9 protein-coding genes and 4 pseudogenes are annotated in these 11,922 nt (G+C 57.5%); 7 read left to right on the top strand and 6 right to left on the bottom strand.

All coding sequences use genetic code 11. The annotated features are described in order from the left end of the window. Window positions 1-623: 623 nt before the first annotated feature. Entirely contained in the window at window positions 624-818 is a 195-nt protein-coding gene (locus AC6EUL_RS05825) for a hypothetical protein (RefSeq protein ID WP_499869367.1), read from the bottom strand. A 432-nt stretch (window positions 819-1,250) separates the two neighbouring features. On the opposite strand from AC6EUL_RS05825, the pseudogene AC6EUL_RS05820 reads away from it, so the two are divergent. Together AC6EUL_RS05820 and AC6EUL_RS05815 are read left to right on the top strand one after the other, a co-directional pair. Continuing rightward, window positions 1,251-1,466 (top strand): annotated as a pseudogene (locus AC6EUL_RS05820) (IS3 family transposase); the annotation flags it as partial. 4 nt (window positions 1,467-1,470) lie between these two features. Continuing rightward, on the top strand, window positions 1,471-2,421 hold the full coding sequence (locus tag AC6EUL_RS05815) for an IS481 family transposase (RefSeq protein ID WP_499869365.1): 951 nt from the start codon (window positions 1,471-1,473) through the stop codon (window positions 2,419-2,421). 832 nt (window positions 2,422-3,253) lie between these two features. Here the strand turns inward: AC6EUL_RS05815 and AC6EUL_RS05810 are convergent. Further along, entirely contained in the window at window positions 3,254-3,511 is a 258-nt protein-coding gene (locus AC6EUL_RS05810) for a hypothetical protein (protein WP_499869363.1), read from the bottom strand. 228 nt (window positions 3,512-3,739) lie between these two features. Continuing rightward, window positions 3,740-4,765: an IS110 family RNA-guided transposase gene (locus tag AC6EUL_RS05805; RefSeq protein WP_499869362.1), complete on the bottom strand. Its 1,026-nt coding sequence runs from the start codon at window positions 4,763-4,765 to the stop codon at window positions 3,740-3,742. Between the two features lie 675 nt (window positions 4,766-5,440). On the opposite strand from AC6EUL_RS05805, the gene fcl reads away from it, so the two are divergent. After that, window positions 5,441-6,418, top strand: coding sequence for a GDP-L-fucose synthase (gene fcl, locus AC6EUL_RS05800; RefSeq protein WP_499869361.1), 978 nt, complete (start codon window positions 5,441-5,443; stop codon window positions 6,416-6,418). Between the two features lie 537 nt (window positions 6,419-6,955). Here the strand turns inward: fcl and AC6EUL_RS05795 are convergent. Continuing rightward, window positions 6,956-7,171 (bottom strand): annotated as a pseudogene (locus tag AC6EUL_RS05795) (integrase core domain-containing protein); the annotation flags it as partial. 175 nt (window positions 7,172-7,346) lie between these two features. After that, window positions 7,347-7,888 (bottom strand): annotated as a pseudogene (locus AC6EUL_RS05790) (IS66 family transposase zinc-finger binding domain-containing protein); the annotation flags it as partial. Between AC6EUL_RS05790 and AC6EUL_RS05785 the strand changes: the two are divergent. The 4 genes and pseudogenes from AC6EUL_RS05785 to AC6EUL_RS05770 all read left to right on the top strand — a co-directional run. Next, window positions 7,775-8,059, top strand: a complete 285-nt coding sequence (locus tag AC6EUL_RS05785) for a hypothetical protein (RefSeq protein ID WP_499869505.1) — start codon at window positions 7,775-7,777, stop codon at window positions 8,057-8,059. The pseudogene AC6EUL_RS05790 and the gene AC6EUL_RS05785 overlap by 114 nt on opposite strands. Before the next feature lie 458 nt (window positions 8,060-8,517). After that, complete coding sequence (locus AC6EUL_RS05780) at window positions 8,518-9,312, top strand: ABC transporter permease (RefSeq protein ID WP_499869359.1); 795 nt, start codon at window positions 8,518-8,520, stop codon at window positions 9,310-9,312. 314 nt (window positions 9,313-9,626) lie between these two features. Then, window positions 9,627-10,424 carry an IS701 family transposase gene (locus AC6EUL_RS05775; protein WP_499869357.1) on the top strand — a complete coding sequence of 266 codons (798 nt, stop codon included), beginning with the start codon at window positions 9,627-9,629 and terminating at the stop codon, window positions 10,422-10,424. 77 nt (window positions 10,425-10,501) lie between these two features. Further along, window positions 10,502-11,017: pseudogene (locus AC6EUL_RS05770) on the top strand (IS3 family transposase); the annotation flags it as partial. 50 nt (window positions 11,018-11,067) lie between these two features. Here AC6EUL_RS05770 and AC6EUL_RS05765 read toward each other — a convergent pair. Then, window positions 11,068-11,784, bottom strand: a complete 717-nt coding sequence (locus AC6EUL_RS05765) for a hypothetical protein (RefSeq protein ID WP_499869355.1) — start codon at window positions 11,782-11,784, stop codon at window positions 11,068-11,070. Window positions 11,785-11,922 lie beyond the last annotated feature (138 nt).

Here is an 11,922-nt window from a genome sequence, read left to right as displayed (position 1 = left end):
TTGTCGACATTAAGCTGATACAAGTTAAAATCTCGATCGGCAACAATTTTGTGCTTTCAAAGATTAATCAAAAAGAAGCACAGGTGCGGTGGAAGCTTTTTGACCCAGACATGGCCTTCAAATTATCAGTCTTACAAGCGGGATTGCAGCGTTCAATCAATGTAACTGCAAACCTTTGGCCTAATTTCAACATTAACAAATACACTGAGTATACCCTAAAGTCTCTTTTTCTTATGTTTGCGCTTGCCATTCTTACTATTTTAGGAGGGGCGGCATCCTTCATTTTTCTTTTAAACCATTCAAATGCACGGCACGCAGTGCCTATGAAACAAAAAAATGTATTTCAAAGGAACCACACATTCTTCTTCTTAATGGTCATGTTTTTGTTACTAGTTATATATTTTTCAATAACAAATTATCTTATAACATATTCGGGCAAAATCATAGGCCGTCCACCATCTCCTATTTAGACTGATAGTAGTATTGAATTCAGTAATTAGTTTATTGGATCGAAACGTTTCGAGTATTATCATTTTGTTCCATTTAAGCGATGTTAACTGAATAATTTAGTTAAAATGTCACTGCAGGCGCTAAACCCAATCTTGGTGATGCGCCTGCGAATCTTAGTTCCAGTTTATCGATGAGATCGCCGCGGGCATATCGTACGGCAACTCTGACAATAAGGTTACACCTTGATCCATCTGGATCGCGATCACCCGCCCTAGGCCCCGGCACGCCCCTGCCGTCACCGTGAACCCGTCAACGATCTTGTGATCCGTCACCGCCATCCGGTCGTGGATGTCGGCGAATTCAGGCATTGTGATCTGTCGAGAGTGCATGTCGTTCCAGGTCCATATTGAGTATCGTGTTTGCACCGTATTGCAAGACGAAGATTAGCAGGGAAGTGGCAAAATCATAACTGCACCTTATTCAAGTATTAGATCAGTCAAAATTGATTTATTATTTGGGTGATGCTTGCGGTGGGGCTGGTCCGTGTCGGTTGATGCGCGGTAGGTGCCGAGCGAGGAGTGGAATCGAGACTCGGGTGGGCCGGGGGCACATGCAGCGGGTGTAAACCTGGTAAAGCGCAGATTGCCTTAGAGGCTCGCGGACAGGCGTAGCTTGCGTTGGGCCATCCCCGTGAGCGCAGAAACGGCTGTTGGCCGCTGGCGGGCATCTATGACAATCTGGCGGGCTATCTTAGCGGCAGCCTCGGCAACAGCGTGAGGAGTGGGAGCCAGTAGCGGTGATCGCGGAGCCGGACCCGCTGCTGCTACGATAACGCGCCGATGGAAAGCTTCTTCCACACCCTCAAGGTCGACCTCGTCCACCAACGACGATGGGCGACCCGGGACGAGGCCCGACGCGACTTGTTCGCCTACATCGAGGGCGACATCAATCGACAGCGCATTCACTCGGCTCTCGGCTACATCACGCCCGAGCAGGCCGAGCAGAACGCGAGCTGAACCCGTGTCCGTGAAATCGGGGGAGGATCAAGCGAGCCTGAGGGAACTCTCGAAGCGCTACGAGATCAACCAAAAGACGGTCGCCAAGTGGAAGAAGCGGACCTCGGTCGCCGACCAGCGCACTGGGCCGAAGGATGCTCGCTCGACGGTGCTGTCACCTGAGGACGAGGCGATGGTAGTCGCCTTTCGTCATCACACGCTCCTACCACTGGACGACTGCCACTACGCGCTCCAGGCCACGATCCCGCACCTGACTTGCTCGTCGCTGCATCGCTGCCTCCAGCGACACGGCATCAGCCAATTGCCGGAGGTCGACGGCGACAAGCCCAAGCGGTCCCGCTTCAAGGCCTATCCACTGGGCTACTTCCACACCGATCTGGCTGAGGTCCACACGGCCGAAGGACGGCCCTACCTGCTCGTCGCCATCGACCGCACGAGCAAGTTCGCCTTCGTCGAGCTCCATCAGAAGGCGACACGGCGGGTTGCGGGTGACTTCCTCCGCCATCTCATCGAGGCCGTGCCCTACAAGGTGCACACGGTACTCACCGACAATGGCACCCACTTCACGACACCCGGCAACGTTGCCTCGGCCGCCTCCATCATCAAGGCGGCGATTGCATCTGGCGAGACCTTCCGAGCTCACAGCTTCGAATCCGCCTGTGCCCGCAACGATATCGACCATCGCCTGACCAAGCCGCGCTACCCCTGGACCAACGGTCAGGTCGAGCGAATGAACCGCACGATCAAGGACGCCACGGTCAAACGCTATCACTACGACAGCCACGAGCAGCTCCGCGCTCACCTGGCCGACTTCGTCAGTGCCCACAACTTTGGCCGCCGCCTGAAGACCCTGCGCTGTCTCACGCCCTACGAGGACATCTGCAAAGCATGGTCCGCCGAGCCCAGCCGCTTCAGGTCGAACCCGCTTCACCAAATGCTGGGACTAAACATCTAGCACCCATGTGCCCCACGGGGCACATGGGTGCTAGTTCAGGAGAGTTGGTATGAGTTGACGGATCAACAGCCTCCGCCGGATTAGGCGTTGGCGAGCGTTCTGCACGAGCACAGCATCCCGGCGCAGATCTCGGTGCGACAACGGCCCTGAAACGATCTCGAAGACCCTACGTAGCTGGATCGTCAAAACAGTGAAACGGGCGGATTGAGGCAGGAGATTTTTAGTTCTCTGAAGGAAGCGCAAAGCGGGATCTGGCTTTAGTAGCAAAACTACAATTGCGTTCGGATTTATCATTTCTCGGATTATCAGTCGCACGCGCCTGTTACTATCCAGGATCTGGATTTTCGGCAATCTATAGAAGCGGTCATGTCGCTACCATTCAATCAGCCCTCTCTGATATACCGGTTCGGTCACTGAGTCCGACGCACATCCCACGGAAGGTGGTCAGCAGCTAACACGCCATCTGAATCGCTGAGGGTGGGGCCGCCATCGCCATCGCCCTCGACGTTGACACCGTCCGCCCGACCGGCGCAATCCTCAAAAGCATCGTCGCTGTAACCCTACAACTCCGGGCTCGTGGAGGGGGGCTGTCTCGCCATTTTCGAGGGTACCAACGACGGAGAGATTGAGGAAGGCAGACAATCAATCCGAGCGGCAATTATCCCGCAAGCAATCAATCTCAATGAAACTCGGCTATAGCATAGTAGGTCAAACTCCGGTGCCGAACCTGCACTCAGACTTGCAAGAAGGTAGGTTCGCCGGGAGATTTGCGCTCTTCTTTCGTTTGAATAAGCGAGATGACAAGGCGGGTTTCTCAATTGGGTGTTTCAGGTCAAGAGGGATTATCGCCAACCTGCTCTCGTCCGTATTGGCGGATCAATTCGTTCAGTGCGTCTTCGTCGGATTCAAGGTCTTCCGTGCCTTTGAAGCGCGAGAACTCGACGTGACCATCCTCGAAGACATCGATCTCCAGGCGCTCGCCGACTACAGTGACGGTGATCATCACAGTGTCGTCGCGGTGCCGGTCCACCCGGAACCATAGCCCCTGCTCTTCGAGGAGCCGCAAGATTCGGTAGAGCGGATGGGTCAAGGAGACCTCCTGTCCTTCAGGGCGATCTTAGCTCGACTGTCCCACCAGGTCTCTGGCTTCTCTCCGAAGTCGGCACGCCGGCCGCTTCATGGTTGGGTCCGACAGGAGGTGGATCAAGCTTTTTCGCGAAGTCGCCCGAAGGCCCTTCAACCCGCCCGCGATCTCACCGACCTTCGGTCCCTGGAGGGACACCGCTCCGCCTCGCGGCGGATTTCTACGACAGGTCGATTACGCCATCGCCGCCTCGATGCGGAATGGCGTTCCATCGACCCACATCCGGTGGAGGATCACCGCCAGCCGCCGTGCCACCGCGACCATGGCCTTGGCCGTCCCGCGACGCTTGGCGAGCTTCAGGCCCCATGCCTTCAGCGGCGAAGGCTTCGAGCCCGGCCGCAGCAGCACCAGGGCTGCCTCGAACAGCGCGGCGCGTAGGGTCTCGTCGCCGTTCTTGGTGATGGGCCCGCGCCGGTCCAACTCGCCCGACTGGTGGGTTCGCGGCGCCAGTCCGAAGTGCGCGCCGACCGCGCGGAACTGGCGGAAGCGGGCCGGCTCGTCGACCGCCGCGCGATAGGTCAACGCGACGAACGGGCCGACACCGGGCGCACTCATCAGCAGGCGGCAGGGCTCGTCCGCGCGAGCCAGCGCCAGCATCCGCTTATGCAGGAGCACGTATTGCTCGCGCACCACGCGGCGCACGGTCAGCATCGGCTCGATCACGGCGATCAACCCGGCTCGGCCGTCCGTCAGTTCGCGGATGCGTTCCTCGTAGCGGGCGCGGGTCACGGTCCCGACCTTCAGGCCGAAGTTGCGCAGCAGCCCCCGGATGCTGTTCTCGATGTCCATGAGCTTGGCCTGCAAGGTCCGGCGCCCGCCGAGCAGGGCACGGATCTCCTGGCTGGCCAGGGTCTTCACGTGAACCGGCTTGTAGAGGCCGACCCGCATCATCTGGGCGATGCCGCGCGCGTCGTTGCGGTCGGTCTTGTTCACCTGGGCGCTCAGCACCGCCTTGGCGTGACGCGTCTCGATGCACACCACCGGCAGGCCCGCCTTCGCCAAGCCGGCATAGAGCCACTGGCAGAGCGGACCGGCCTGGATCCCGACCCGCCCGTAGGTCAGACCGCGACCGCCCAGAAACGCCACGATGGCTTCCGGCTCGCTCTCCACCTTGCCCTCGCGCACGACCTGACCGGACGCGCTCAGGATGCAGATGCTCGTGCTGCGCACCGAGACATCGAGGCCGACATAGTGGTCCATCGCTCATCTCCCTGATCCGCCTGGGCTAGATCGGAGAACCGTAAGTCCCACTCCGGTAACCGTCACACCCGCTGCGTCGGACACGGCGGGAGCCCAATGACCCATCCTTTTCCCTAGCAGGGTGCAAATGGCCAATAAATCATTTAGAAAAATGAATAAAACGTATTCGAATCGCTCGTATCTTGGATTTACAATTAAAGTAGCGGCATTGGAGGGAGACAACATGTGTTTTTACTAAGTATATAATAATATTGTTACCAATTTGATATTTATATGACAGAAAAATCCGTATAATATTCAAGTAGTTGATCCGTTGCGAGTAAATTTACGGATTTCGGGTGTTCAATTAGTATGCGGCGTGCCTTGGCAGCTTCAGCATATTATCAAGTATTAATTGTATACTAATTGTAGAAAACCGCAGTTGGCGCGTTTCCCGGGGTAGTGTGACTTTAAATTCTATTGATAAAGAACTACCTGTCTGGGCTTTCCAGATCCCGATGTCGAGTTGCTGTGCGGCAATCGTAGTAAATCAAGTATTTTTACAAATCAACCTGCGATAACTCTCATCATATAACCACAGGAATAATACAAGGCATAAGACTTCGGTCCCCTCGGTTGACACGCAGAATCGAAATATTTATGTAAACCTATTCCTAAATTCAGGGTTTGGCCGAAATGGAACGGACGGAATCAAAGAAGATATTCGTTGCAGGCCACAAAGGAATGGTAGGGTCTGCAATCCTGCGTCATTTACAAAGCCAGGGTTATAAGAACATTCTTACTGCAGATCGGCAGTCACTTAACTTGCTTAATCAGGCTGCTGTGCAGCAATTTTTTATGGATCACCAGATCGATATGGTGTATCTTGCTGCTGCAAAGGTCGGGGGAATTCACGCCAACAATATCTATCCGGCTGAATTCATTCATGAAAATTTGCTAATTCAATCAAATCTTATCCATGCTACCCACGTGGCGGATATTGACCGCCTGCTGTTTCTCGGATCTTCTTGCATTTATCCGAAACTAGCTCACCAACCTATGCGGGAAGATGCGCTGCTGACCGGGCTTCTCGAGCCGACCAATGAACCCTACGCGATCGCTAAAATTGCTGGGATCAAGATGTGCGAGAGCTACAACCGTCAGTATGGACGGCGCTACCGCAGCGTCATGCCTACCAACCTTTATGGACCGAACGATAACTTTCATCTTGAGAATGCACACGTTTTGCCGGCTCTAATGCGCCGTTTGCACGAAGCGAAGGTTAACAATGTTCCTACGGTAACCGTTTGGGGGACAGGACGTGCAATGCGCGAATTTCTTCACGTCGATGATATGGCACGCGCTAGCGTATTTGTGATGGAATTAGATGACGAAACTTACACTTCTAATACGCGTCCGGATCTTTCTCATATCAACGTTGGTACAGGAAGAGACTGTACAATACGAGAGCTTGCAGAATCGCTTGTAGGTGTAATCGGGTATGAAGGAAAGTTACAATTTGACGCTACGAAGCCCGATGGCACGCCCCGTAAATTGATGGACGTATCGCGTATACGCGGAATGGGGTGGCAGCCTCAAATTGAACTTGAAAATGGGCTCCGGCAAACTTACTCTTGGTTCCTCAAGAACTATACTGATCTGCGTGGGTCATGAATTAAACGAATCCCACCTCTATGAGGCGTGCAACTATATAACATGAGTTGCGTGGCAGATGCTTGTCATTCTCGGCAAGATCATAATTTCCGAATCGTTATTCGACAGCGATGTGGTCCCCCTAACCTTGGACTCAAGATTTCGGGTTGGTAGCCATGCCTGGGATCCCTTCCGCGTGCACAACGATTCCATAGCCGATTTCTGGTTGACGGAAGAGCCTTTTGCAAAGATCCGTTGTATCTGCGGATGGACACTCGGGGTTAGGTAGAGAGTTGACGACTGAGACGTGATTAGCGGGACCATCCGCCTTTCGGAGTCCGGTAATCGCCGGGTTGGTTGCCCCACGTCAGGTCTACGGTCTGAATATGACGCTCTACAATCTCTTCGAGCACTGTGCGGCGGAGAGGACGGAGGAGGTCTGTTTAAGACCTTGGTCCGTACGGGTGGGCTGCTTCCTTAAATGCTGATCAACGCCTCAGTCGTAAAGCCACATCGCTACATCTAGCTGTGGAGGATCAACAGGTTGTCCTCGGATAATCAGAGTCGGCTGATGGGCGTCTGGCGGTTGATGCCCATGTGAGGGCGCTGCCAGTTGTAGCGGAAGAGGAAGGCGGTGAGTTCGTCTCCTCGTTGCTCGGATGTGTCGTAGGCTGGGGCATAGGCCCATTCGCGCAGGGAGGTCTGGACGAAGCGCTCGACCTTGACGTTGGTTTTCGCAGTATAGGGCCCGGTGCGTTCATGGGCGATGCCGAGCCATCGCAAGGCTTTGGCATGCCGTCTGTATTGGAAGGCCAACCCTTTGTCGGTCATCGCGCGTTCGGCCGCGATGCCGTGGCGGCGGAAGAAGCGCAGAGCGCTAAAGAGGAAGGCGAGGCAGGAGCCTCGCTTCTCGTCGGGATGGATCTCGGAGTAAGCCAGCCGGGAATGATCGTCGAGCCAAGACGGCCGCGTCGCGGCCAAGACGGAAGCGCTCCTGCGCCCGACGAAGCAGGTTCATCAGCCTACCTTGGCTGAGGTTTGAGACCGAACAGATCGGAGAGCGGCCATCTGCAGCCGCCCGTAAGAGAGCGCGAGGACACGTCTTCAGGTACGTGGCCACCGCATGCATCCGCGGTCCGAACAGAGCGCCGCGGGCCGCCGCGGGCGCCGGCGCGATCACGCGCGTCCCGCAGGTCGGACAACGAACGGCAAGGCGCCGATGCTGCGTCACGATCGGCGCGACCGCGGGCAGCTCAATCTGCTCGCAGGTGCTAACGACCTCCGCCGAAAGTGCGGCGTGCAGGCTTCCGCCGCAGCATGCGCAAGCCTCGGGACGATGCACGATGACGGCATCGGGATCGTCGCTCGTCACCCGGTGTGGCCTTCGTGACCGGGCTTGGCCCCGACGGGCTTGGACTGCGCGCGTTGCTCCTTGCGATCTGTCGCTGGCGGCTTGGACGAGGTGCGCGAGGTCTTCTCTGGCCGCTGCAGCCGCAGCACCAGTTCGATCAGATCCTCGCGGCTCAGCCGTTCAAGATCGCTTCGGCCCATCCCCAGAAGGACTCAGCGAAATTCCGCCCGCGCAAGGGGTGGGCAATTACTTTCGAGGTGTTCAAAACGCAAGATCACGCAATCCGTTCAGGCGACAACAGGCCCTACTGAAACTCTCTCGATCCAGCCGTCTATGCCTCCAAAATATTCCAAGAAAACAGGCGACTCACGTACTGCGATCGGCATTATACTAAAACAGCCTGGCAAGGCGGCTCTCTCAAGCCTCTGATCCAAATGGCACAACCAGATTTTTCTTTGAAATTTTTTCTTGGGTTAGTAAGATCGGGACGATCTGCCATCCGATTGGATTTTAGCGGACGCCATTTCCCATTCAGCAATTCCGTTCCAAAAACAGGCCCCTGTCGCTTGAAAGCGTTGCTGAAAGAGTTCTCAGGCGTGTGTAGTTTCGAAACCACAAGCAAAACTCACCGATCGTGAACCAGACGCGGTTGTCGCTTGATGGCAGCGCTCTTGCTCGGCCGGCGATATTCCACGGAAGATCCACAACCGCACTTTTGACCATAAGACGCCCTAAGGCGCAGCCGTTGGCTTAACGAGCGAGATTAACCATGCAGCCACCTGCCTCCGAGGTACCCGTCAGGCGAAGCGAATTTGAGGTGTACGCGAACGTCATCCGAGCCTTGATGCTTCGTGACATGCGTACCCGCTTTGGAGGGTCGTACTGGGGCTATGTCCTCGTGGTTCTCTGGCCTGTTGCGCATATTTTTCTAATGGTTGGGATTATGGTCTTTCGGGGTATACCCTCCCCAATGGGGAATGATGCGATCCTGTTCGTCGCGACCGGTGCAGTCCCGGTCCTCGTTTTTCAGTATACTTCGCGCGAAGCAATGAAAGCTATGCTGGTAAACCGGCCTTTGATGTATTACCCGCAGGTTAAAGCTTTCGACATCATGGCAGCCAGGTTTCTCGTCGAAACGATAAAGGGATTCCATGGACTGATCGTCATTGTCGCTATCCTTCTCGTACTGGGTGTCGACCCGACGCCAGAGGCTCCCGCGATGGCGATTGGCGGCTACGCAATGGCTCTGATCCTCGGACTCGGAATGGGAGCCATCAATATGGCCATCATGACAGTTTTTCCAGGATGGCTGTGGGGATACATCATTGTAACGATCTTGCTCTATATGACATCAGGCGTTTTCTTCCTGCCCCACATGCTCCCCGATGAATTATACAGCGTCATGAAATGGAGCCCAATCGTTCAGATTGTTGAGTGGGTGAGACTAGCCTATAATCCTCAGCTCGGAGTGACTGTTGATTACACCTACGTGATTGGCTGGGGTTTCGGCACTGTCTGGCTCGGACTTGTGATGGAACGCTTTATCCTGCGACGCTTCGTTTAAGATCCTGTATCTGGAGCCGCACGGGCAGCCGTGGGTGCGGGGTGAAGGACCACCGGCAAACGACAAAGCCCCGCGCGGCGGATGCCGGCGAGGCTCAGGAGGGGTAGGTCGATTTGGGGCGTTACCTCGGCGAGGGCCCGGGGGCGAGGCGTAGCCCTGACTGCCACAAGTCGCCGATGTAGGGCCGCTTACGCTCGATCAGCGGTCCGATGTCGGACCGGCTCTAGCATTACAGTTGCGTCTTTGTTGATGTTCTGACTCTTTGCGGTCCCATGATTCGCACTTCATGGACGGTTGGGACTTCGGTCGAGACGATGCTTGAGCTGCAGGCCTCGTCGCTGCGAGCGGTGAAGGGGCGCATGCGGCCCCTGTTCAGCCAGGAGCGGGTCAACACCTCGGCGGGAGTGTTCCTAGACGGACTGCTCGGCGCCGAACGGCGCAAGACGGGCTGGATGCGAGCCGAAGCCGCGGGCGATGCCGGGCCCTGGCGTCAGCAGGATCTGCTCGGTCGCGGACGCTGGAATGCGGATGCCCTGCGCGACGTAGTGCGGGTTTATGCGTTGGAGACGTTGGCCGACCCAGATGCGGTTCTGGCCCGCGACGAGACCGGCTTCCTCAAGCAGGGCAAGGCTTCGTGCGGGGTGCATCGCCAGGACACCGGCTCGGCCGGCAAGATCACGAACTGCCAGATCGGTGTGTTCGCAGCTTATGCCTCTCGGCACGGTCATGCCTTCATCGATCGAGCCTTGTCCCTGCTCAAGACCTGGACCTCGGATCCGGCCCGGCTGGCCGCCGCCCACGTGCCGGAGGGGACAAGCTTCGCGGCCAAGCCGGGGCTGGCTCTGGCCGATGATCGAGCGGGCGATGGCTGCGGGCGTGCCCTTCTCGTCGGTTGCGGCCGACGCCGTCTACGGGGTCGGCGACATCGAGATGGCCCTATGCCGGACGGGCAGGGTTACGTGCTTGGGGTCAAGACCGAACACGCATTCAACGCCCGGGGTCGGCAAGCCGGAGATCGCCGGCACCGCCGAGACGATCGCGAACGGCCTCGCTCCGTCGGCCTGGACGCGTCTGTCGGCTGGAGACGGAACGAAGGGCGCGCGGCTGTATGACGGCCTATTGTGAGTTGGCCGACCTCGATGGTGCCGACGACGATCAGACCCGTGTGTGGACGCGGGGGCTGCTGACCAACCTCCTCAAACAGCAGTTCCCGGCTGCCCTGCCCAACACGATTTGGTTGGCCTATATCACCTATCTGCCGACCGGAGAGGGCTGGCTCTACCTGGCCGCCGTCCTCGATCTCGCAACTCGCAGAATCGTCGGTTGGTCCATGCGCGACCACATGCGGACCGAGCTGACATCGGCCGCCTTGATGATGGCCACCCAACGGCAGCGACCGGGGGGCGGCATCATCTGTCACACGGATCGCGGCAGCCAATACGCCGCCGCAGCCTACCGAAAGCAGCTCGCCGACATGAAGGCGACGCCGTCCATGAGCCGGACGGGCTGCTGCCACGACAACACCCCGATGGAAAGCTTCTTCCACACCCTCAAGGTCGAACTCGTCTACCAACGACGATGGGCAACCCGGGACGAGGCTCGACGCGACCTGTTCGCCTACATCGAGGGCGACATCAATCGACGGCGCATCCACTCGGCTCTCGGTTACATCACGACCGAGCAAGCCGAACGGAATGCAAGCTAAACCTCGTCGCCGCAAAATCGGGGGAGGATCAGACTCCGCCGCAGGGGTGATCACACCGGCACCGCGTTCAAGTGGAATGGCAATGACGAAATGGACACGGTTTGCGGCTCTGGATCGGCCGAGGTCCAGGCCGACGGCTCGCTCCGCGGCGAAATCCGCGTCCACCGCGGCGACGAAATCCCCTTCATCGCTCGCCATTGGCCGACTTCTTCAACACCCTGGTAGGCGATCCGTTTGGCGAGGATCATGGCTGCGGCGATGAAGAAGGTGAGCGCATAGGATCGGGTCGCCTCTTGGTCGCAGGCCAAGCTGCGGCAGCGGGCGATCAGTGGCGTATCCCGCGGCCAGGGCGATGCCGGCGAACTGACGCTGCTCTTGCGATGAGGCAGCCCCAAGATCGGGACCAGGCGCGCCCGGTGTTCGGTGATAGAGTTACGGACCTCGCGGCCTGAGGTCCGCACGACCTGCGGCATGATCCGTTCCAGGGCATCCGCGAAGGTCAGGTCGACTTGGTCCGCCTCAACCTCGCACCGGTCGAGATCCGTCAGGGCGTCGGCGAGCGTCGACAGGCTTGCGGTTGGGTACCAGGCCATCGACCCAGCCGGGTAGTCCGGCTGGGAGCCGACATCGGCTGGAATCGCAACAACATCGAGGAATTCACCGATCACGTGTCTGTTCTGCCCGGCATTCACGTATTCGCTGATGCGTTGTAAATTGCACGGATACAGACGTGGCTCGCCGACTTCGACGGCGACGTGCAGGCGCACGTCCTCTCGGGGTTCAGCCCGCCGAACGAACCTGGCAGTGAGCCGGGCCCGATCTGCGAGGGGGCCTGCTGGGCGCATGCCCGACGCCAATTCTCCGAGTTGGCCGATTTGAGGTAGGCCCCGGTCGCGATCGAGGCG

The sequence above is a fragment of the Methylobacterium sp. 001424705 genome (assembly GCF_059816145.1).
This window is presented reverse-complemented; position numbering and strand designations above follow the sequence as displayed.

Excerpts from the sequence above, each read along its gene's own strand:
- AC6EUL_RS05775 (WP_499869357.1), top strand. The coding sequence starts at position 9,627 with ATGCTTGAGCTGCAGGCCTCGTCGCTGCGAGCGGTGAAGGGGCGCATG.
- fcl (WP_499869361.1), top strand. The coding sequence starts at position 5,441 with ATGGAACGGACGGAATCAAAGAAGATATTCGTTGCAGGCCACAAAGGA.
- AC6EUL_RS05805 (WP_499869362.1), bottom strand. The coding sequence starts at position 4,765 with ATGGACCACTATGTCGGCCTCGATGTCTCGGTGCGCAGCACGAGCATC.
- AC6EUL_RS05780 (WP_499869359.1), top strand. The coding sequence starts at position 8,518 with ATGCAGCCACCTGCCTCCGAGGTACCCGTCAGGCGAAGCGAATTTGAG.
- AC6EUL_RS05825 (WP_499869367.1), bottom strand. The coding sequence starts at position 818 with ATGCCTGAATTCGCCGACATCCACGACCGGATGGCGGTGACGGATCAC.